The organism is Streptomyces albidochromogenes (assembly GCF_005981925.1).
Lineage (GTDB): Bacteria > Actinomycetota > Actinomycetes > Streptomycetales > Streptomycetaceae > Streptomyces > Streptomyces albidochromogenes.
This window is the reverse complement of record NZ_VBVX01000053.1, coordinates 1-20,977: the sequence shown is the minus strand read 5'-3', so window position 1 is coordinate 20,977 and position 20,977 is coordinate 1. Positions and strand designations below refer to the sequence as shown.

Genomic DNA, 20,977 nt, shown 5'->3' with positions numbered 1-20,977 from the left:
GGGCCGACCGCTCACTCGCGGTACAGCGCGCGCTTGTCGATGTAGCGGACGACACCGTCCGGGACGAGGTACCAGACGGGCTCGCCCGCCGCGACCCGCGCCCGGCAGTCGGTCGAAGAGATCGCCAGGGCCGGCACCTCCACCAGCGACACACCGCCCTTGGGCAGCCCGTCGTCCGTCAGGTCGTGGCCGGGCCTGGTCACACCGATGAAGTGGGCGAGCGAGAACAGCTCCTCCGCGTCCCGCCAGGTGAGGATCTGGGCGAGCGCGTCGGCACCGGTGATGAAGAAGAGGTCCGCGTCGCTGTTCAGATCGCGCAGATCCCGCAAGGTGTCGATGGTGTACGTCGGGCCGCCCCGGTCGATGTCGATCCGGCTCACCGAGAACTGCGGGTTGGACGCCGTCGCGATGACGGTCATCAGGTAGCGGTCCTCGGCGAGGGAGACGTGCTTGTGGCTCTTCTGCCACGGCTGCCCGGTCGGTACGAACACCACCTCGTCGAGGTGGAACTGGGCGGCCACCTCACTGGCGGCCACCAGGTGTCCGTGATGGATCGGATCGAACGTCCCGCCCATCACGCCGAGTCGGCGCTTGCCGGGACCGCTCGGCCTCTGCTGCTCTCCCATGCGTGCAGAGCCTACTGGCCCCGTCTCGCGGCCCCGCCTCAGCGGTCGCGGTTGAAGCGCGTGGTGATCCACAGCAGCAGCAGGAGCGCGAGCAGGGCGCCACCGCCGGTGAGGTAGGGGTTGAGGGATTCGTGGTTCCCGCCGTGCTCGCCGCCCTCACCGGAGGCGAGGGTCACGAGGGAGGCAGCGGTGCTGTGGAGGCTCATCTTCGGCAGGACCTATCGGGAGTCGGAGCGGAGACTTCGCGGACATCGTATGCGGGCGGTGCGGGCACGCTCACGCCGACTCAGTCGTTCACGCGATGTCCGGCCCGACGAACCGGCCGAGCGTGCCGTGCGGGAGCACTTACGCTGAGGCGGTCCGGGGGACGGGAAACACTCGTAGACAGGGGGCCACCCATGACCGACGGCAATCACGAGAACGTACCGGGCCGCAATCGCCGGCGCTTCCCGGACATCTCGTCCCGGGCGTACGAACATCCGGCGGACCGCTCGGCCCTGGTGGCCCTGCGCAAGCTCACCGGGTTCGACACCGTCTTCAAGGCGATGAGCGGGCTGCTTCCCGAGCGCAGCCTGCGGCTGCTCTTCCTCTCCGACTCGGTGCGGGTGAGCGAGGCCCAGTTCGCCCATCTGCACACGATGCTGCTGGACGCCTGCTCCATCCTGGACCTGAAGAAGGTCCCGCCGATGTACGTCGCGCAGGACCCGAAGCCCAACGCCATGTGCATCGGACTGGACGAGCCGATCATCGTGGTCACCACCGGCCTGGTCGAGCTGCTCGACGAGGAGGAGATGCGGGCCGTCGTCGGCCACGAGGCGGGCCACGCCCTGTCCGGCCACTCCGTCTACCGGACGATCCTCCTCTTCCTCACGAACCTGGCGCTCAAGGTCGCGTGGATTCCCCTCGGCAACATCGCGATCATGGGGATCGTGACGGCGCTGCGCGAGTGGTTCCGCAAGTCGGAGCTCTCCGCCGACCGCGCGGGCCTGCTGGTCGGGCAGGACCTCCAGGCGTCGATGCGCGGGCTGATGAAGATCGCCGGCGGCAACCACCTGCACGAGATGAACGTGGACGCGTTCCTGGCGCAGGCCGAGGAGTACGAGGCCGGGGGCGACCTTCGCGACTCCGTGCTGAAGATCCTCAATGTGCTGCCGCGCACGCACCCGTTCACCACGGTCCGCGCCGCCGAGCTGAAGAAGTGGGCGGAGAGCCGCGACTACCAGCGGATCATGGACGGCCACTACCCGAAGCGCGACGAGGACGGCGACACCTCCGTCACGGACTCCTTCCGCGAGTCCGCGTCCCACTACGCCGACACGGTCCGCACGAGCAAGGACCCGCTGATGAAGCTGGTCGGCGACATCGCGGGCGGCGCGGGCGACCTCGGCGGGAAGCTGCGGGACAGGTTCACCGGCGGCGGCAACGGCACGACCGGCACCACCAAGGGCTAGCCGCCGCCCCGCGGGCTGGGCATCGCGCTCGGTGCGAGCACGCCGCAGAGGGCCGCCGCGGCCGGGCCCGTCGCGTACGGGTCGGTCCCGGCCGGTCCCTCGTCGCGGGCGCGCTGTCCGGCCAGCACCGGCCGCAGGTGGCCCGTCGCGTCCGCCGAGCACGCCTGGGGTCCGGCCTGGGCGTACGAGACGAGCAGCTCGGCCCGGTGCGTCCGCAGGTCGTCGCGGTCGAAGCGCAGATGCAGCTCGCGGCGGACGGTGAACAGCGAGGCGCCGTCCGCCCGCGGGTCCCCGGCCGCGCTCGCCGCCGGGCGCAGCGCGTACACGAAGGTGTGGTCGGAGGTCACTTCGAGGCGGGCGGACTCCCTCTCCTCGACACGCAGGACGCCCTGGACGCGAACCGGCTCGTCGGCGGGCGTCACCTTCGCGGGGTCGAAGCGGACGAGCCATCCCGTGGCGGCGTGCCTGCCGTCGTCGGCCGGGGCGTCGAAGCTGCGGTCGAACTGGGTCAGCTGGTCCGGGTCGAGCAGCGCGCGCACCGGGCGGACGGTGGCGCCCTTCAGTACGGCCGGATCGAGGGACGACGCGGTGAGGTAGTCCTTGGCGATGGTCAGCGCGGACATCACCTGCCCCTCCGAGAAGTGGGCGGTGCGCCGCGCGGACGGCAGGGTGATGCCCTCGGCGCCCGTTCGGTACTGAGCGGCCGGACTGCGCTCGAAGAGTTCGGCGGGCTCACCGCCCGGCACCGCTCCCTCCGGGGCCAGCGGTATCACCGCGGTCCGCATGAGTCCCGCGCGCGTGGCCGGCGGCGGCTGGTAGGGGTGGCGTACGCCCAGGTACACCGCGGTGCCGAAGGCGACGGCCACCAGCAGGACGAGCACCAGCGCCTGCTTGGCCCCGCCACGGCCGCCCCCGCGACCGCCGTCGTGGTCCCGGCCCGTCCAGCCGGGCCGGTCGCGAACGGCATTCTCGTGGTCGCTCATGCGCTCCTGGGCGGAGTACTCCTGGAGGCGGGCAGCCCGCACGAACGATTCGTCGAAGACGACGGACCGGTACTCGTCGTCGCTGCCACCCGGGAGGCCCTCGGGTGCCCCCTCAGGTGGCTCTCCGCGCCCTGCCATACCTTCAGAGTAGGTCGGCGGGAGGGAACGTAAACGCCCTGGTGCGCCACAATTGGTGACGACGCCCTGCACACAGCGTGATAGCGCCGCTTCGAGGGGGCGGGTGCCCGCGGACGGGTGCGGTCAGGGCGTGGTGCGCGGGACGGCGGGCACGGCGGGCGGCGCGTACTCCGCCGAGGCGGAGGGGCCGCCGGGGCCTCCGGGGCGGGAGTTGTCGCTCGTCGCGGGCGGCGGCACCTGGTCCTCCCGCCCGCCGGACGCCCCCCGGTAGACGGCCGTGAAGGCGAGCGCCACCATCCCGACGCCCATCAGCAGGGCCAGCATCCAGGCCACCGGCCGGCGCCAGCGCGTGTGACCCCGGTAGGGGCGCAGGGCGCCGCCGTGACGCCCGTACGGGCCCGCGCCGTCCTCGTACGCCTCGTCGCCGTCCAGCGGCCCGTACGCGCCGTCGTGGCGGCCTTCGCGGGCGCCGTAGTCGGAGCCGTACGCGTCGTCGTACAGGTCGTCGTCCGCGGGGACCTTGCCGGCTCTCGCCCGGGCGGCCGCCTCGGCCTCGGCGCGCGCCTGGGCGGCGGCAAGCAGCCGCTCGACGGCGGTCGGTTCGTGGATCTCGGCGGCCCGTACGAAGTCCTCGTCGAACACCACGGAGGCGAAGTCCTCGTCCGCGCCTCCGCGGTCGTCGTCGGGCTCCCAGCCGTCCTGGAACGGCTTGCCCCCCACGTCGTCCGGCACTCGTTCAGCGTAGACCTGGACGGTCGCTTCGGGCAGGGAAACCGCAAACGCCGCGGGGGCGGCCCGGGGCGTTCGTCAGCGCGTGTGGCCGTCGCCCGTGACGATGTACTTCGTCGACGTCAGCTCGGGAAGTCCCATGGGGCCACGGGCGTGCAGCTTCTGCGTGGAGATCCCGATCTCGGCGCCGAAGCCGAACTGACCGCCGTCCGTGAAGCGCGTGGAGGCGTTCACGGCGACCGTGGTCGAATCCACCAACTGGGTGAACCGGCGCGCGGCGGCCTGCGAGGTCGTGACGATCGCCTCGGTGTGCCCGGAGGTCCAGCGGCGGATGTGCGCGACGGCGCCGTCCAGCGAGTCGACGACGGCGGCGGCGATGTCGTACGAGAGGTACTCCGCCTCCCAGTCGTCCTCCGTGGCCGCCACGACGGCCGCCTTGGACCCCTCGGCGTACGGGAGCACCCGCTCGTCGCCGTGGACGGTGACGCCCGCCCCGGCGAGCGCGTCCAGCGCGCGCGGCAGGAAGAGGTCCGCGATGTCCCGGTGGACGAGGAGCGTCTCGGCGGCGTTGCAGACGCTGGGCCGCTGCGCCTTGGAGTTGACGAGGATGTCGACGGCCATGTCGATGTCGGCCGCGGCGTCCACGTAGACGTGGCAGTTGCCGGTGCCCGTCTCGATGACGGGGACCGTGGACTCCTCGACGACCGTACGGATCAGGGACGCGCCGCCGCGCGGGATCAGGACGTCGACCAGGCCGCGGGCGCGCATCAGCTCGCGCACGGAGTCGCGGGACTCCCCCGGTACGAGCTGCACGGCGTCGGCGGGCAGGCCGGCCGCGGTGATCGCGTCGCGCACGACGCCGACGAGGGCCGTGTTGGAGGCGTACGCCGACGAGGAGCCGCGCAGCAGCACCGCGTTGCCGGACTTCAGGCAGAGCGCGGCGGCGTCCACGGTCACGTTCGGCCGGGCCTCGTAGATGATCCCGACGACGCCGAGCGGCACGCGCACCTGCCGCAGGTCGATGCCGTTGGGCAGGGTGGAACCGCGTACGACCTCGCCGACCGGGTCGGGCAGGCCCGCCACGTCCCGGACGTCGGAGGCGATGGCGGCGACCCGCTCGGCGGTCAGCGTCAGCCGGTCGATGACCGTCTCGCTCGTGCCGGCGGCCCGGGCCTTGGCGACGTCCTGGGCGTTGGCCTCGACGATCTCGTCCGTACGGGCCACCAGCGCGTCGGCGACCGCCAGCAGCGCGGCGTCCTTGGCGGAGCGCGGGAGTGGCGCGATCGCGTCGGCGGCGGCGCGGGCCCGCCGGGCGGTCAGCGTGACGGGGGACCCGGCGGCCGCGGTCGTGTCGGTGCCGGCGAGGGGAGAGTGCGAGGTCATACCCGCAGGGTAATGCGCGCTCTGTGGGGGTTCACCGGGTATCCCGCTCCGCGAGACGCCCGCCGGACCTCGGCCGGACCTCGGCCGGACCTGCGCGGGGCGCCGCGTGCGGCCCGGTCGCCCGACGGGGCGTCGCCGCGGTCAGTACGGATGCACCCCGACCGGCGCCGCGGGCGGCGGGCCGTACCCCTCGGCCACCCGCTGGTGGTAGGTGTCCCGGTCGATGACCTCCAGGCCCACGATCTCCCAAGGCGGCAGCTTCGACGTCGACCGGTGCTCGCCCCACAGGCGCAGGGCGACAGCAGCCGCGTCGTGCAGGTCGCGCGCCTCTTCCCAGTACCGGATCTCCGCATGGTCGTTGGCGTACCTGCTGGTCAGCAGGAAGGGGTGGTCGTGGGCGAGCTGTTCGAGTCCTCGCCGTACCTCCTGCAGCGGTGCCTCGGCGCCCGAGACGCTGAGGGTGATGTGCCAGAGCCTCGACACCTCCCGCGTGCCGTGGACCTCCGGGGCGGGTGCGGGCCCCTGGCCCGGCTCCGGGGCGTCGCCGAAGTCCGCCCCGGCCCCGACACTGGTCAGGGCTCGTTCGGCCGTCCCTCGGGGCAGCGCCCCCGGACGCGCTCGTCTCACCGGCGGCCTCCTGTAATGCGTTGCTCTGCTGTACCCCGCGCTGTTTCCCCCGCAACAAAGTTGACCAGTCCTGGGCCTGGCGCGGGGCGGTTTTCCGGAAGGTCTCTGCCGCGAAGCGGTTCTTTCAGCCGTTTCAGGGGTGGAGAACGACCAGATCGTCCCTGTGTACGACTTCTCGCTCGTACGCGGGACCGAGCTCCTTCGCCAGGTCGCGCGTGGAGCGGCCGAGCAGCTGCGGGATCTCCTTGGCGTCGTAGTTCACGAGCCCGCGGGCGACCGCCACGCCCGCCGCGTCCCGCAGCTCCACGGGGTCGCCGGCGCTGAACTCGCCCTCGACACCGGCGATTCCGGCCGGCAGCAGCGACGTACGCCGCTCCACCACGGCCCGTACCGCCCCGTCGTCGAGCACGAGCGCGCCCTGCGGCGTGGAGGCGTGCGCGAGCCACAGCAGCCGGTCGGCGCTGCGGCGGCCGGTCGGGTGGAAGTACGTGCCGGTGTCGCGGCCGGTGAGGGCGTCGGCGGCCTGGCTGGCGGAGGTGAGGACGACCGGGATGCCGGCCGCGGCGGCGATCCGGGCGGCCTCGACCTTGGTCACCATGCCGCCGGTGCCCACGCCCGCCTTGCCCGCGCTGCCGATGGAGACGTGCGCGATGTCGCCGGGGCCGCGCACCTCGTCGACGCGCGAGGTGCCGGGGAGGCTCGGGTCGCCGTCGTACAGCCCGTCCACGTCGGACAGGAGCACCAGCAGGTCGGCCCGTACGAGATGGGCGACGAGGGCGGCGAGCCGGTCGTTGTCGCCGAAGCGGATCTCGTCCGTGGCCACGGTGTCGTTCTCGTTGACGACGGGGACGGCGCCCATGGCCAGGAGCTGGTCCAGCGTCCGGTAGGCGTTGCGGTAGTGGGCGCGGCGGCTGGTGTCGTCGGTGGTGAGCAGCACCTGGCCGACGCGTACGCCGTACCGTGCGAAGGAGGCGGTGTAGCGGGCCACGAGGAGGCCCTGGCCGACGCTGGCGGCGGCCTGCTGGCGGGCCAGGTCCTTGGGGCGGCGGGCCAGTCCCAGCGGCGCGAGCCCGGCGGCGATCGCGCCGGACGAGACGAGCACGATCTCCTTCTCACCGCCGCTGCGCGTCTTGGCCAGTGCGTCGACGAGCGCGTCGACCCGGTCGGCGTCGAGTCCCCCCGACGCGGTGGTGAGCGAGGAGGAGCCGACCTTCACCACGATCCTGCGGGCCTTCGAAACGCCCTGCCTTGCCCCTGACACGTACAGACCCCACTCTTGCTCGCCCGGTTCTCCCCGCAATGTACGTGAGCCGCTCCGGGCGCCGCTCGCGCATTTCGCCCCGTGGGACGGCCGGGCGGCCCGTCCGGCGCGACGGCCGCGACCGCCGCCGGCCGTCTCCGGGGCCCCGGGTGGGACGCGGAGACGGCCGGCGGACGATGAGGGACCGTCAGGAACGCGCAGGGCGACTCGCCGCCCCGCGCGCCATCCTGCGCAACTTGCGCACCACGCGCCGGGCGAAGGATGGTTTCGGCTTACCGGCCTTGGGCACGCTCACGCGCACCCCGTCGACCCATTCGGGGACCGTGACGGCGTACATCTCGTCGGGCACGCCCGCCTTCTTGTCGCCGAAGTGCGGGTACGCCAGGTACGGCTTGCCCTCCCGGCCCTTGCGGACCACCTCCGGAACCTCCTTCGCCTGAAGGAACTTCAGGTGCTCCTCCAGGAGATCGGCCCGTCCCGCGGCGACGTGGTGCAGCCGCAGCCGCTCGGGCACCTTCAGCCGGCGGGCCACGCCGGGCGTCCAGTACTTGTCGGTGAGCGGCTGGGCGAGGTCCAGCTTGTCCTGCCGGGTGCCGGTCTTCGCCTTGAGCCAGCGGTGGTCGAACTGCGGCAGGAGCGTGATCACGAAGGGACGGATCATCAGCTCGTCCCGCTGGTCGCCGGGCGGGAAGAAGTCGGCGATCAGGTCCATGAGGGCCGTCGCCGAGTCGAAGCGCATCGCGTAACTGCCGCTCTGCGTGATGTGTTTGCCGTCGTCGCGCCGCACGATGTAGAGGCAGACGTAGTCGGCGACGATCGAGACCCCGTTGCTTCGCACATACGCCTCAAGGGTGAAGCGCGCGTCCTCGCCTGTATACAGCTGCTGGTCGAAGCGCATCCGGTGCTTCTCCAACAGCTCACGCCGGAAGAGCTTCTCCGCGCTGAGCGTGAACTTGATGTTGGAGGAGAAGAGGTCCGTACGCTCCATGGTGCGTCCGAACATCGACTTCGGCGCACCGCGCCCGATGCCCTCGATCTTGCCCAGCACGACATCCGTGCCATTGCGGTCGGCCATCGCGACCATCCGCTCGAGCGCCTCGTCGCCGAGGTAGTCGTCGGCGTCGAGGAAGAAGACATAGCGGCCGCGGGCCATGTCGAGACCTACGTTGCGGGGGCCACTGGGTCCACCGGAATTCTCCTGGTGAACGACGCGGGTGGAGACCTTGCTCCTGGCTGCGAACTCGTCGAGGTACTCTCCGGTCCCGTCGGTCGAGCCGTCGTTGACGGCCACGATCTCTATGCGGTCGGCGCCCAGCGTCTGAGCCTCGACCGACTTCAAACAGGGGATCAGGTAAGGCATCGCCTCGTACGCACCGATGATCACGGTTACATCGGGAATCTCGACTGCGGCCATGCCCGTCTCATTCTCGTTCATCGACATCCAAGACAGTCGGCACATGGGTGTGGGTTGTTCACCATCGTTACTTTTCCACGTGATGCGCGCCACACCGCGCACGAAAGGCCCGGCAGATCGTCTTGAAAGACGCCCTGCCGGGCCGGTTCTGCACCTTTGTCCAGGTATCGACCGACTGCCGGGGTCAGCCCGGCACGGTCGAGTCGATGCCGCTCGCCTCCGGCGCCGAGTCGCTCGGGTCCGCCGCGGTGGCGGCGACCTCCGCGCCGGTGCGCTGGGCCACCCCCAGGTTGCGGGCCTCGGACTTGGCCGCGAGAGTCCGTACGGCGTCGTTGAACTGCACGATGGACGCGGGCTCGTCGGGACCCAGCAGGTACGCCTTCAGCTCGCGGCGGGCCTCCGCCAGCGGGTCGGCGGCCTCGCCGCCCGTGATGGCGGCGAGCAACTCACCGAGCTGCGCGGCGCTGTTGTCGAGGATCACGGCGGCGCGTACGGCGGTGTTCTGCTGCTTGAACTCCTCGACGCCCAGCTCCGCGGAGTCGGTCACGGCGTACGGCTTGCCGCTCGCGATGAAGTCCGACACCACGCTGGAGATGTCGGAGACCATGCCGTCCGACTCGTTGAAGCAGTCGTACAGGCGCGGCTCGGCGCCGCTGATGACCCGGTGCTCCCACCAGCCGAACGAGCGCCAGTACGCGTCGTTCCACTCGTCCCTGAGCTGCTCCAGCTCGGCCTCGCGCGCGGGGTCAGCCAGGGCGTCGCGGGAGATCTCCGCCTCGTCCTTGCCGTTCTTCGCCGCGCCCTTGCCCTTGGCGCCCAGCTCGCCGAGACGGGCGTCGATACGGTCCAGTTCGGCCTTCGCGGCGCTCTGCTCCGCCTGGAGAGCGGCGGCGTCCGCGGCCCAGCGGGCGTCGGTGGCGCGCGCGGCGGCCGCCTCCTCCACCATCGCGGTGATACGGGCGTGGACGGCCTTGGCCTGCGGGCTGCGCGTCCCGGTGAAGGGGTGGGGCTTGTAGAGCACCCGGACCGGCTGCTCGGCCTCCAGAAGCCGCCTGACGATGTTCTCGCCGGCCAGCAGGATCGAGGTGTTGCCCGGGTTGTCGTCCCAGCCCTCCCACGTCGGGGCGTACAGCACGGTGGGGACGGGATGCTTCGGCGTACCGCTCCAGGGCTGGATCGGGGCGAGCTGCGGGCGGCCCACCTCGACGATGTCCTCGTCGCGGACACCGACGTCGGCGAGGGCGTAGCGGTCGCGGCCGGCCCGGCCCGCGCTCCACACCTCGTCGTACACCTTGCTGAACGGGTTGATGCTCGCGACCTTGTCGCTGTCGCCGTGGCCGATGAAGACGTGCTTCATGGTGGGGACGCGCAACATGTGGATGTTCTTGCCGACGTTGGCGGCGTAGAGCGCGACGCGGACCGTGGACAGGTCCATGTTCATCAGATGCGTGGCGCTCGGGACGCAGATCACCGGGACCGAGGTCGGGCCGAGCTGCGGCACGATGTGGCGCTCGCGCAGGACGATCAGCGGCCTGCCGTCGAGCTGCTTCATCGTGTCGAGCCACATGTTGACCTGGTACGCCGACTCGCGGGAGCCGGAGAAGTACAGGACCGTGGTGGGGCGGTAGTCGCGCAGCCAGCTGTCCACGCCTTCGAGCACGGTGTCCACCGGCGGCACGCGGCGGCCGCGCCGCAGGTACGGCAGCAGCACCGCGACGTAGGCGACGGCCAGCACCAGGGTGAGCGCGAGACCCGCGTAGCCGACGGCATACTCGCCGCTCTGGACGGCGATCAGCACGCCCGCCACGGCGAAGACGTCGAGGTGCAGCATCTTCTCGGCGGACCGGTTCAGCAGCCGCTTGGGCGGGGCCGGCGGGATGCTCAGCATGCCGAGGTCGATGTTGCGCGTGACGACCGGCATCCGGCGGCGCAGACGGATCAGCGTGACGAGGGCGCCGTGCGGGGCCTGGAGCGCGTAGAAGAGCAGGAGGGTGGCGATCGTCACGTAGAAGATCGTCTGCTCGGCCAGCTGTATCCGGGCCAGCAGCAGGATCAGCAGCAACTGGCGTACCAGGAAGCGGATCGAGAGGCCGGCCCGGACCTTGCCGAGGCGGTTGATCAAGTAGCTGCCGCGCCGGTGCAGATGCCGGTCCGCGAGGTACGTCGCGGCGACGGCGGCCGCGAAGAACCAGAGGTTCGGGATCAGCGCTGCGAGCATGACGCACGGATACCCGAGGCCGATGACAGCGGCGGCGGCCAGTTCGGACCCGCTGCCCACGCGGGCCAGGCGGATGGCGGTCGAAATCACGAAGAACCTGCTCCAGAGGGGTGCCGGCTATTTACGGTGCAATGGAATCGGTGCAATGGAATTATGAAGTCCGGTTTCACGAAGTCGGGCCTCTGCAAATCGCTGTCTTGGCGACTACAGAGGCCCGAATTCTCAATTGTCAAGCAGTATTACACATCTTCCTGACGGTCAAGGACGGCCGCGAGAGCCTGCTCGAAGCCCGACGCCTCGGACGCGCCACGGGTCGGGTCCACCTGCCGCACGTCGATGACGTGACCGGTGAGCTCCGACAGCAGCACGTCCAGCGACGTGCGCGCCACGGCCTCGGACGACAGCAGCGAGCCCGCGGGCTCCTCGCCGAACGCCTTGGTGCGCATCGGGGTCGCCGTGCGCTCCGGGTTCACGCAGTTCACGCGCACCCCGTCGGCCGCCCACTCGTCCGCGAGGGCCTGGGTGAGATTCACCATGGCAGCCTTCGTGGAGGAGTAGAGGCTGTACTCGGCGCGGCCGCGGGTGTAGCTGCTGGACGTGTAGAGCAGCAGCTGGCCCTTGGTCTCGGCGAGGTACTTGTGCGCGGCGCGGGCGATCTGCACGGGGGCCAGGTAGTTGACGTTCAGCGCTTCCTGGATGGTCGTGTTGTCCGTCTCGGCGAGCTTGCCGATGCGGAGCACGCCCGCCGTGTTGATCACGTAGTCGACGCGGCCGGTCTCCGCGTACGCCTTCGACAGGGCGTCGTCGACGTGCTCGGGGTTCTCGACGTGCGTCCCGGTGGTCGAGCGGCCCAGCGCGTACACCTTGGCGCCGTACTGCTCGGCGAGGGTCGCGATGTCCGCGCCGATGCCGTACGAGCCGCCGAAGACGACCAGCGTCTTGCCCGCCAGCAGCTCACGGTAAGCGGCCTCGTCGGTCTGCTGCGGAGCGGCCGTGGAGGCGAGCTGGAACAGCTTGTCGGCGATGAAGACGTCGACCGGCTGGGTCACCTTCATGTTGTACTCGTCGCCCGCGACGACGTAGATCGGCACGTCCGGCAGGTACTTCAGCACGACCGAACAGTCGTCGGTGGCCTGGAAGTTGGGGTCACCGGCCGCGACCTCGTACGCCTTGCGGATCGTCGACAGCTTGAAGGCCTGCGGGGTCTGGCCGCGACGCAGCCGGGACCGGTCCGGGACCTCGGTGATGAACTCGCCGTCGCCGCCGTGCGTACGCGTCACGATGATGGTGTCCGCGGACGGGATCGCCACGTCGACCGCCTCGTAGCGCTCCAGCGCGTCGACGCAGTCCTGGATCACGCGCTGTGACAGCAGGGGGCGCACCGCGTCGTGGAACAGGACGTTGCGCTCCTCGCCCTCGGCGAGGCCCTCGCCGAGCGCCGAGATGGCCCGCTCGGTGGTCTCGTTGCGCGTCGAACCGCCCTCGATCACCTTGGTGACCTTGGTCAGACCGGCCTTCGCGACGATCTTCTCGACGTCGGGCACATAGCCCGGCGCCATGAGAACGATGATGTCGTCGATGCCTTCCGCCTGCTCGAAGATCGACAGCGTGTGCTCGATGACCGCCTTGCCTGCGATCTTCAACAGCTGCTTCGGGATCGACAGACCCACACGCTGACCGGTACCACCGGCGAGCACGACTGCTGTGGTTCGGGGCTTGGCTATGGGCTGCACTGACACAGACGACCTACCTTGCGGGGACTGGGAGACAACGCGATGGTCGCACTCTCCGTGACCGTCTCGCAAGGTGGACGTCCCTCTGCCGACACCTGTACGAAACCTCCACCGTGCACCAACCGCCGGGCGGACTCGGTACGTTGAGTCCGCCCCGCGATCAGTGAGACGTCCAGGAGGGCGTCATGGTTCACACCCAGGGGGTGAGTGATGCCACAGGGAGTGGCGGCCCGCCCCTAGAAGGGGTTGAACTCGTCGTACTCGCGCTGCGGGTCGTCACGCTGGGCGTCGCGGTCCTTGCGGCGGGTCGCCGCCGGACGCGGGGCGTCCAGACGGTGGTCCTCACCGCGGCGGCCGAGCATCTCCGCACCCGCCATCACGGTCGGCTCCCAGTCGAAGACGACCGCGTTGTCCTCCGCGCCGATGGCGACCGCGTCGCCCGCGCGGGCGCCGGCCTTCATCAGCCGGTCCTCGACGCCGAGACGGTTGAGGCGGTCCGCGAGGTAGCCGACGGCCTCGTCGTTGTTGAAGTCGGTCTGCCGCACCCAGCGCTCCGGCTTCTCGCCGCGCACGCGGTAGACGCCGTCCTCCTCGGTGATGGTGAAGCCCGCGTCGTCGACGGCCTTCGGGCGGATGACGACGCGGGTCGACTCCTCCTTGGGCTTGGCGGCACGCGCCTTGGAGACGACCTCGGCCAGCGCGAAGGACAGCTCCTTCAGACCCAGGTGCGCGACCGCCGACACCTCGAAGACGCGGTAGCCGCGCGCCTCCAGGTCCGGGCGGATCATGTCCGCGAGGTCCTTGCCGTCCGGAATGTCGATCTTGTTGAGGACGACGACGCGCGGCCGGTCGCCCAGACCGCCGTACTGCGCCAGCTCCTCCTCGATCACGTCGAGGTCGGTGAGCGGGTCGCGGTCGGACTCCAGCGTCGCCGTGTCCAGCACGTGCACGAGCACCGAGCAGCGCTCGACGTGCCGCAGGAACTCCAGGCCCAGGCCGCGGCCCTGGCTCGCGCCGGGGATGAGGCCGGGGACGTCGGCGATCGTGTAGACGGTCGAACCGGCCGTGACGACACCGAGGTTGGGGACGAGCGTGGTGAACGGGTAGTCCGCGATCTTCGGCTTGGCCGCGCTCAGCACCGAGATCAGCGAGGACTTGCCGGCGCTCGGGTAACCGACCAGCGCCACGTCGGCGACGGTCTTGAGCTCCAGGACGATGTCGCCGCCCTTGCCCGGCTCACCGAGCAGCGCGAAGCCGGGCGCCTTGCGGCGGGCCGAGGCCAGCGCCGCGTTGCCGAGGCCGCCGCGGCCGCCCTCACCCGCGACGAACGTCGTGCCGTGACCGACCATGTCGGCCAGGACGTTGCCGTCCTTGTCGTAGACCACGGTGCCGTCGGGCACGGGCAGGATCAGGTCCTGGCCGTCCTTGCCCGAGCGGTTGTCGCCCGCGCCGGGCTGGCCGTTGGTGGCCTTGCGGTGGGGGCTGTGGTGATAGTCCAGCAAGGTGGTCACGGACTGGTCGACGACGAGGGTGACATCGCCGCCACGCCCGCCGTTGCCGCCGTCCGGGCCGCCGAGCGGCTTGAACTTCTCACGGTGTACGGAGGCGCAGCCGTGGCCTCCGTTACCCGCGGCGACATGCAGTTCGACGCGGTCCACGAAGGTGGTCATGGGTGGGTCCTCCAGTACATACGGAAATGTCTACATACGTAACACGCCAAGGGCGGCCGCGCTTCCCCGGTGTCCGGGAAAGAGCGTCCGCCCTCGGAAAGTGCTGTGCGTTACCGCTCGACGAAAGCCGGAATTACTCGGCGATCGGAACGATGTTCACAACCTTGCGGCCACGGTGCGTGCCGAACTCGACCGCACCGGCGGCGAGTGCGAACAGCGTGTCGTCGCCACCACGGCCGACGCTCGTGCCCGGGTGGAAGTGGGTGCCGCGCTGGCGGACCAGGATCTCACCGGCGAGGACGGTCTGACCGCCGAAGCGCTTCACGCCAAGCCGCTGGGCATTTGAGTCGCGACCGTTCCGAGTGGACGATGCGCCCTTCTTGTGTGCCATGTCTCAGTCCCTTACTTCGCAGCCGTGGGGATACCGGTGACCTTGATCGCCGTGTACTGCTGGCGGTGACCCTGGCGACGGCGGTAGCCGGTCTTGTTCTTGTACCGAAGGATGTCGATCTTGGCACCCTTGTGGTGGTCCACGACCTCGGCGGTGACCTTGATGCCGGCCAGGACCCACGGGTCGCTGGTGACGGAGTCGCCGTCGACAACGAGCAGGGTCGAGAGCTCGACCGTGTCGCCAACCTTGGCCGTGGGAATCTTGTCAACCTCAACGATGTCGTCGACAGCAACCTTGTGCTGGCGACCACCGCTGCGCACGATGGCGTACACGCTGATCTCTCTTTCGCTCGGGACGGGACCCCTGATGCCAGCCGCTCGCACGAGCCGTGGGCCCATGACGAATCCGAATGGACGAGCGGCCTCTCACGGCTCTCCGAAGGAGAGCCGGAAGGGAGGTGCTCAGGAGATGGCGTGCACAGAAACACGCCGACGGTCAAGAGTACGGTCCACCGCGGGGAGGGTCAAACCGGGTCCCGCGGCGCCCTCACGGCCCCTGCGGGGACAGCGCTGTGGGCCGCCCCCGATCCTTCCGGGGCGGCCCACAGCGCCGTAGAGCGCGACGTACGACGCGAAGGTCAGTCCTCGGTCGTGGCCGAGACCGACGACTGCGGCGGCTGCTCCGCGGCCGAGGTCTTCTTCGAAGCGGACGCCTTCTTGGCCGTCGTCTTCTTCGCCGTCGTCTTCTTCGCGGCCGTCTTCTTGGCCGCCGCCTTCTTCGCGGGGGCCTTCTTGGCGGCCGTCTTGCGCGCCGCCTTCTTGGCCGGGGCCGCGACCTCGGCCTCGGGCTCGGCGCCGGCCTGCTCGCCGCCGCCCTCACCCGCGGCCTCCGCGTCCTTGCCGGCCGCCGGAGCCTCGACGACCAGTACGGCCGCCTCCTCCGCGCCCTTGGGCGACCCGGCCGGCGCGGACGCCTTGCGGGTCGCACGACGGCGCGCACGCGGCGGAGCAGCCGCCGCGGGCTCCTCGGCCGGGACCTCGGCCACCGGCTCGGCCACCTCGGGCTCCTCGGCCTTCGGCGCCTCCGCCACGGCGGCGGGGGCGACGACCTGGACCTCCTCGGCGACCACCGGTTCGGCGGCCTTCGGCGCACCGGCCGGAGCCGTCGCCTTGCGCGTCGCACGACGGCGCGTACGGGCCGGGGCCGCCTCCTGCACCGCGGGCTCGGGCTCGGCCGCGACGACCGGCTCGGGCTCCGCGACGACCACCGGCTCCGGCTCCGGCGCGCGCACCGGCTCCGCCGCCTTCGGCGCACCGGCCGGGGCCGACGCCTTGCGCGAGGCGCGACGACGCGAACGGCCGCGTCCCGCCGCCGCCTCGGCCTCCGCGGCGCTGCTGTACAGCTCCTCGTCGGGCACGAACTCGGGCTCGGGCAGCGCCACCGGGGCAGCCACCTCCGCGGCGACCTCCGCCTCGGTCTCGACGTCGGTGTCGGCCTCGGCCTCGACCGGCTCCACGTGCTCGTGCTCGGCCTCCGCCCCACGGCCGCGCTTCTTCGCTCGCTTGCCGCCGCCACCGGCCGCGGTCGGCTGCTCCATGTGCACGATCACGCCACGCCCGTTGCAGTGGACGCAGGTCTCGGAGAAGGACTCAAGGAGACCCTGGCCCACCCGCTTGCGGGTCATCTGCACCAGGCCCAGCGAGGTCACCTCGGCGACCTGGTGCTTCGTACGGTCGCGTCCCAGGCACTCCAGCAGGCGCCGCAGCACCAGGTCCCGGTTCGACTCCAGGACCATGTCGATGAAGTCGATGACGACGATGCCACCGAGGTCGCGCAGCCGCAGCTGGCGCACGATCTCCTCGGCCGCCTCCAGGTTGTTCCTGGTGACGGTCTCCTCGAGGTTGCCGCCCTGACCGGTGAACTTGCCGGTGTTGACGTCGACGACGATCATCGCCTCGGTCTTGTCGATGACCAGCGAACCACCGCTCGGCAGGTAGACCTTGCGGTCCAGCGCCTTCATCAGCTGCTCGTCGATCCGGTACGTCGCGAAGACGTCGACCTCCGACGTCCAGCGCGACAGCCGGTCCGTCAGGTCCGGGGCGACGTGGCTGACGTAACCGTGGATCGTCTGCCACGCCTCGTCACCGCTGACGATGACCTTCGAGAAGTCCTCGTTGAAGATGTCGCGCACGACCCGGACGGTCATGTCCGGCTCGCCGTAGAGAAGCGTCGGACCGCTGGTCGCGCCACTGCTCTTCGACTTCTTCTGGATGTCCTCCCACTGCTGCTGCAGCCGCTCGACGTCACGGCGCAGCTCGTCCTCGCTCGCCCCCTCGGCGGCGGTACGCACGATGACGCCCGCGTCCTCGGGAACGATCTTCTTGAGGATGGTCTTCAGACGCGCCCGCTCGGTGTCGGGCAGCTTGCGGCTGATGCCGGTCATCGAGCCCTCGGGCACGTAGACCAGGTAACGGCCGGGCAGCGAGACCTGGCTGGTGAGGCGGGCGCCCTTGTGGCCGATCGGGTCCTTCGTGACCTGCACGAGCACCGACTGGCCGGACTTGAGGGCGGTCTCGATGCGGCGGGGGCCGTGGCCCATGCCGAGCGCGTCGAAGTTGACCTCACCGGCGTACAGGACCGCGTTGCGGCCCTTGCCGATGTCGACGAACGCGGCCTCCATCGACGGCAGCACGTTCTGGACCTTGCCCAGGTAGACGTTGCCGACGTACGAGGTCGACTGCTCCTTGTTGACGTAGTGCTCGACGAGGATGTTGTCCTCGAGCACGCCGATCTGGGTGCGGTCGCCGTTCTGCCGTACGACCATCACGCGCTCGACGGCCTCACGGCGCGCCAGGAACTCCGCCTCGGTGATGATCGGGACACGGCGGCGGCCCTGCTCACGGCCCTCACGGCGGCGCTGCTTCTTCGCCTCCATGCGGGTCGAGCCCTTGATGGACTGGACCTCGTCGAAGCCGGTGCCGGGCTCGCGCTCCGCTGCTTCCTTCTTGCGCGGCTCACGGACCTTGACGACCGTACGCTCCGGGTCGTCGACGCCGTTGGCCTCGGTCTCCGGACCCGCGTCACCACTGCGGCGGCGACGACGGCGGCGACGGCGGCTGGACGCGGAACCCGCACCCGACTCGTCGTCCTCCTCCTCGGCGCGCGCTTCCTCGTCCTCGGCCCCCTCGGCGGCGGCCTCCTCGGACGTCTCCTGCTCCTCGGCCTCCTCGGCGTCGGCGAGCTCGCCGCGGCGGCGGCGACGGCCACCGCGACGACGACGACGCGCCCTGCGGTCCTCCGCCTCGTCGGACTCGTCGTGCGCCTCCTCGTCGCGCTCCTCCTCGACGGCCTCGGCCGGCTCGGCGGGCTGCGGCGCGGCCTCGACGGCAGGCTCGGGACGCTCCGTACGCTCCGACCGCTCGGCGCGCTCGTCCTCGGACGGCTCACCCCGGCGGCGGCGACGGCGGCCGCGCGGTGCGGCCTGCGGCGCGGGAGGAGTCTCGACGGTGACGATCTCCTCCGCCTCCTCGTCCTCTTCCACGTCCTCGATGTAGTCCGGCTCCGTCACCCGGGCGGCGGCGGCAGCGGCAGCCGTCTCGGGGGTCTGGAACATCGGCTCGGTGAAGACCGGAGCCTGGAAGACGGCCACGGCGGGCCGGGTCGCACGGCGGCGCGAACGCGTCGGCTCCTCGGCGGCCTTCGGCTCTGCGGCCTCGGCGGCGGGAGCCTCCGCGGCGGCGGCCTCGTCGGCGGCCTTGCGGCCGGCGCGACGGCGCGGCGTACGGGCACGCGGCGCCTCTTCGGCCTGCGCCGGGGCGGGCTCGACGGCGGCAGGTGCCTCTTCGGCCTCGGTCTCCGCTTCGGCCGCCTCGGCCTCGGCCGGCTTCGGCGCACCGGCGGGCGCCGTCGCCTTACGGGTGGCACGGCGGCGGCCACGCCCACGCGGCGCTTCCTCGGCGGCCTCTTCGGCGGCGGGCGCGGCGGGGGCCTCCACGGCGTCGGGCGCGGCAGGCGCCTCCACCACGGGCTCCGCCTCGGCGGCCTCGGCCTCGGCCGGCTTCGGCGCACCGGCCGGAGCGGTCGCCTTACGGGTGGCACGGCGACGCGTACGGGCCGGCGCGGCGGACTCCTCCACGGCCTCGGCAGCGGCGGGCGCGGCCGGGGCCTCCACGGCAGGCGCCTCGACCGCGGGCTCGTCGCTCTTGGGCGCACCGGCCGGAGCGGTCGCCTTGCGCGTCGCACGACGACGCGTACGAGCCGGCGCGGCGGACTCGGCGCTCTCCGCCGGCCGGTCGGCCGCGGCGGGCTCCTCGGCGGGGGCCGCCGGCGTCTCCTCGGCCTCGGCCGGCTTCGGCGCACCGGCGGGCGCCGTCGCCTTACGGGTGGCACGGCGACGGGGACGGGCCGGCGCGGCGGACTCGCCGCCCTGCGCGGCCGCTGCGGACTCGGTGCTCTCTACGGGCTCGCTCACGGTGCCCTCTCCGGCCGGTATGGCCGGAGCCGCGGCCTCTGTGCTGGCGGCGGACTGGGCTGCGGTCTTCGCGTCACCGGCCGGCGGACCGGCGGGACGCGAGGCCGCGCGGCGCCTGCGGCGCGGCGGCAGCGTGTCGCTGGGCGAGTGGTTGTCGTCGGGGTCCCCGGCGGTACGCGCGGTACCTGCCGAGGGCTCGGTGGAATCGTTCGGCTCAAGCATGCGGGCGGTTCTCCCGTCACGCTCCCGGGCGCCGCGCCTGGTTCCGGTCCGGTCCGGTCCGCGCGATGAGCGCGGTACCGCCGTCCGGGGCGCGGGCGCCGCACGGGAGCTGTTGTCTAGCTCGCCGGTTCCGTACGCGGAGTGCGCACGGCCTGGCGAAAGTCTTCTGGTCAGTGCGCCGCCCGACCCAGGTGGCTCCCGAGTACCAGGGCTGCGCTACAACGACCGCCCTACGCGGAACCTGCACCTTCCGGCGCCTTCGCGGCGGTCAGTCCGGCGGCCGTGGGTGGGGCGGCCGTGACTGCCTCGCGGTCGGGCGCGAGCGGGTCGGTCACCGTGCCGGACTCCTCGTCGAAGAGCCCCTGCGCCAGCCTGGTCACCGCTGCGGGGACCGGCGGCGCCAGGTCGGCCACAGCTCGGAGACCGGACAGGACGTCGTCGGGTCGTACGGCGGGTGTCAAATGCCGAACAACCAGCCGCAGTATCGCACAGGGCTTGTCCTGCGGCCTATCGGACGGCGGACGAACAGCCTCCAGGCCGGCGACGGCACCGCGGGCGTCGAAGGACCGCATGCCGTTCTTGGTACGGCGCTGGACCTCGACGCTCTCGGCGGCGAGGAAGGCGTCGACCGCCTTCCGCGCGTCCTCGGGCGACACGCCGTCGAGGCGCATCTCCCAGACGGAGGCCTGGAGCCGGTCGGCCAGGCCCGACGTACGCGCCTCGACCGCGTCCGTGATGTCGAGCCCGTCCGGAAGCGACGCGTCGAGCAGCTCACGCAGCTCGTCCGCGTCGCGCGGGGCGGTCAGTGCGATCTCCAGGTACTCGGCCTCACTGCCCGTGCCGGTGGGTGCGGCATTGGCGTACGAGACCTTCGGGTGCGGGGTGAAGCCGGCCGAGTACGCCATGGGTACGTCGGCGCGTCGCAGCGCCCGCTCGAAAGCGCGCTGGAAGTCACGGTGGCTGGTGAACCGGAGGCGGCCGCGCTTGGTGTAGCGCAGTCGGATGCGCTGCACCGCCGGTGCGGGCGGCGGGCCTTCGGGCTGTCGCTTGCCCAGTGGTTCTTCTCCTCGTGCGGGGTGGCGCGCTGTCCGCGCGTCACCCTTCCGGCGTGGGGTCGCCCCCTCGCGTCCCGGCGGCCGGCTCACCCCCGCCCGGCGGTGCTTCCGCCAAGCAGGGAGATCTCGGACGCGGGTGCCGCGCTGGAGGCAGTGGTCTTACTACCCAGAGTACGCGCAGGAGCCCGCACCGGTTCCACGGCCTCGGCCGCATCCGGGGCGGGCCAGGTGTCCGCGGGGCCGCCGACCAGCGCGCGCCACGCGTCGCGCCGGGCCCGGCGCACCGTTTCCCGCGCCGTACGCAGCGCCCCGCGCGCCGCCCGGCCCGCTTCGAGGCCCGCCCGCCGCACCGGCGCCCACAGGGTGTCCCGCACCCAGCGCCCCACCGGCGCGCACACCGCCAGCCACACCCAGCGCACCGGCCGCCCCACCAGGTTCCACCCGAGCCACTTCAGCCCGCGCCCCACGGCCCGCGAGACGTACCCGGCGACACGCCAGGCGTGCCCGCACGCGGCGCCGAGCTCCCGCCCGACCGGGACCAGGACCGCGCGCCACACCCAGGCGGCGGGCGCCACCAGGAACGTCATCACGCACCAGCCCACCCC

16 protein-coding genes and 1 pseudogene are annotated in these 20,977 nt (G+C 71.8%); 1 reads left to right on the top strand and 16 read right to left on the bottom strand.

The window, feature by feature from the left end; all coding sequences use genetic code 11:
- Nucleotides 1–11: 11 nt before the first annotated feature.
- The gene (gene nadD / locus E2E34_RS10160) at nt 12–626 is read right to left on the bottom strand and encodes a nicotinate-nucleotide adenylyltransferase (RefSeq protein ID WP_138901568.1); all 615 of its coding nucleotides are present in this window, start codon (nt 624–626) and stop codon (nt 12–14) included.
- Nucleotides 627–664: 38 nt separating this feature from the next.
- Nucleotides 665–832, bottom strand: a complete 168-nt coding sequence (locus tag E2E34_RS35370; RefSeq protein WP_167518260.1) for a hypothetical protein — start codon at nt 830–832, stop codon at nt 665–667.
- Nucleotides 833–1,024: 192 nt separating this feature from the next.
- Between E2E34_RS35370 and E2E34_RS10155 the strand changes: the two genes are divergently transcribed.
- Nucleotides 1,025–2,077 (top strand): M48 family metallopeptidase, encoded by a 1,053-nt coding sequence (locus tag E2E34_RS10155; protein WP_138901567.1) that lies wholly within the window; start codon nt 1,025–1,027, stop codon nt 2,075–2,077.
- Here E2E34_RS10155 and E2E34_RS10150 read toward each other — a convergent pair.
- From E2E34_RS10150 to E2E34_RS35365, 14 genes and pseudogenes are all read right to left on the bottom strand, one after another.
- A complete protein-coding gene (locus tag E2E34_RS10150; RefSeq protein ID WP_138901566.1) occupies nt 2,074–3,198 on the bottom strand; it encodes an SCO2583 family membrane protein in 1,125 nt (374 codons plus the stop codon). The two genes, E2E34_RS10155 and E2E34_RS10150, sit on opposite strands and share 4 nt — an antisense overlap.
- A gap of 123 nt (nt 3,199–3,321) precedes the next feature.
- Nucleotides 3,322–3,930 carry an SCO2584 family spore wall biosynthesis protein gene (locus tag E2E34_RS10145; protein WP_138901565.1) on the bottom strand — a complete coding sequence of 203 codons (609 nt, stop codon included), beginning with the start codon at nt 3,928–3,930 and terminating at the stop codon, nt 3,322–3,324.
- A 75-nt stretch (nt 3,931–4,005) separates the two neighbouring features.
- A complete protein-coding gene (locus tag E2E34_RS10140; RefSeq protein ID WP_138901564.1) occupies nt 4,006–5,310 on the bottom strand; it encodes a glutamate-5-semialdehyde dehydrogenase in 1,305 nt (434 codons plus the stop codon).
- A gap of 141 nt (nt 5,311–5,451) precedes the next feature.
- On the bottom strand, nt 5,452–5,937 hold the full coding sequence (locus E2E34_RS10135; RefSeq protein WP_138901563.1) for a DUF8830 family protein: 486 nt from the start codon (nt 5,935–5,937) through the stop codon (nt 5,452–5,454).
- Between the two features lie 133 nt (nt 5,938–6,070).
- Nucleotides 6,071–7,198 carry a glutamate 5-kinase gene (gene proB / locus E2E34_RS10130; protein ID WP_138901562.1) on the bottom strand — a complete coding sequence of 376 codons (1,128 nt, stop codon included), beginning with the start codon at nt 7,196–7,198 and terminating at the stop codon, nt 6,071–6,073.
- Between the two features lie 187 nt (nt 7,199–7,385).
- A complete protein-coding gene (locus E2E34_RS10125) occupies nt 7,386–8,612 on the bottom strand; it encodes a glycosyltransferase family 2 protein (protein WP_138901561.1) in 1,227 nt (408 codons plus the stop codon).
- A gap of 184 nt (nt 8,613–8,796) precedes the next feature.
- A complete protein-coding gene (locus E2E34_RS10120) occupies nt 8,797–10,920 on the bottom strand; it encodes a hypothetical protein (RefSeq protein ID WP_244315602.1) in 2,124 nt (707 codons plus the stop codon).
- 149 nt (nt 10,921–11,069) lie between these two features.
- Complete coding sequence (locus E2E34_RS10115; protein ID WP_138901560.1) at nt 11,070–12,569, bottom strand: bifunctional cytidylyltransferase/SDR family oxidoreductase; 1,500 nt, start codon at nt 12,567–12,569, stop codon at nt 11,070–11,072.
- A gap of 230 nt (nt 12,570–12,799) precedes the next feature.
- Nucleotides 12,800–14,233, bottom strand: a complete 1,434-nt coding sequence (obgE, locus tag E2E34_RS10110; protein ID WP_138894838.1) for a GTPase ObgE — start codon at nt 14,231–14,233, stop codon at nt 12,800–12,802.
- 133 nt (nt 14,234–14,366) lie between these two features.
- Entirely contained in the window at nt 14,367–14,624 is a 258-nt protein-coding gene (rpmA, locus tag E2E34_RS10105; protein ID WP_093800874.1) for a 50S ribosomal protein L27, read from the bottom strand.
- Between the two features lie 11 nt (nt 14,625–14,635).
- The gene (gene rplU, locus E2E34_RS10100; protein ID WP_028813461.1) at nt 14,636–14,956 is read right to left on the bottom strand and encodes a 50S ribosomal protein L21; all 321 of its coding nucleotides are present in this window, start codon (nt 14,954–14,956) and stop codon (nt 14,636–14,638) included.
- A 305-nt stretch (nt 14,957–15,261) separates the two neighbouring features.
- On the bottom strand, nt 15,262–19,317 hold the full coding sequence (locus tag E2E34_RS10095) for an Rne/Rng family ribonuclease (protein WP_138901559.1): 4,056 nt from the start codon (nt 19,315–19,317) through the stop codon (nt 15,262–15,264).
- A gap of 230 nt (nt 19,318–19,547) precedes the next feature.
- A complete protein-coding gene (locus E2E34_RS10090) occupies nt 19,548–20,330 on the bottom strand; it encodes a TIGR03936 family radical SAM-associated protein (protein ID WP_138901558.1) in 783 nt (260 codons plus the stop codon).
- Between the two features lie 128 nt (nt 20,331–20,458).
- Nucleotides 20,459–20,977: pseudogene (locus tag E2E34_RS35365) on the bottom strand (hypothetical protein); the annotation flags it as partial.

Bases quoted from the DNA above. Each gene is read 5' to 3' on its own strand.
- rpmA (WP_093800874.1), bottom strand. From the start codon at position 14,624: ATGGCACACAAGAAGGGCGCATCGTCCACTCGGAACGGTCGCGACTCA.
- E2E34_RS10150 (WP_138901566.1), bottom strand. From the start codon at position 3,198: ATGGCAGGGCGCGGAGAGCCACCTGAGGGGGCACCCGAGGGCCTCCCG.
- E2E34_RS10140 (WP_138901564.1), bottom strand. From the start codon at position 5,310: ATGACCTCGCACTCTCCCCTCGCCGGCACCGACACGACCGCGGCCGCC.
- E2E34_RS35370 (WP_167518260.1), bottom strand. From the start codon at position 832: ATGAGCCTCCACAGCACCGCTGCCTCCCTCGTGACCCTCGCCTCCGGT.
- E2E34_RS10125 (WP_138901561.1), bottom strand. From the start codon at position 8,612: ATGGCCGCAGTCGAGATTCCCGATGTAACCGTGATCATCGGTGCGTAC.
- E2E34_RS10155 (WP_138901567.1), top strand. From the start codon at position 1,025: ATGACCGACGGCAATCACGAGAACGTACCGGGCCGCAATCGCCGGCGC.
- E2E34_RS10095 (WP_138901559.1), bottom strand. From the start codon at position 19,317: ATGCTTGAGCCGAACGATTCCACCGAGCCCTCGGCAGGTACCGCGCGT.
- obgE (WP_138894838.1), bottom strand. From the start codon at position 14,233: ATGACCACCTTCGTGGACCGCGTCGAACTGCATGTCGCCGCGGGTAAC.
- nadD (WP_138901568.1), bottom strand. From the start codon at position 626: ATGGGAGAGCAGCAGAGGCCGAGCGGTCCCGGCAAGCGCCGACTCGGC.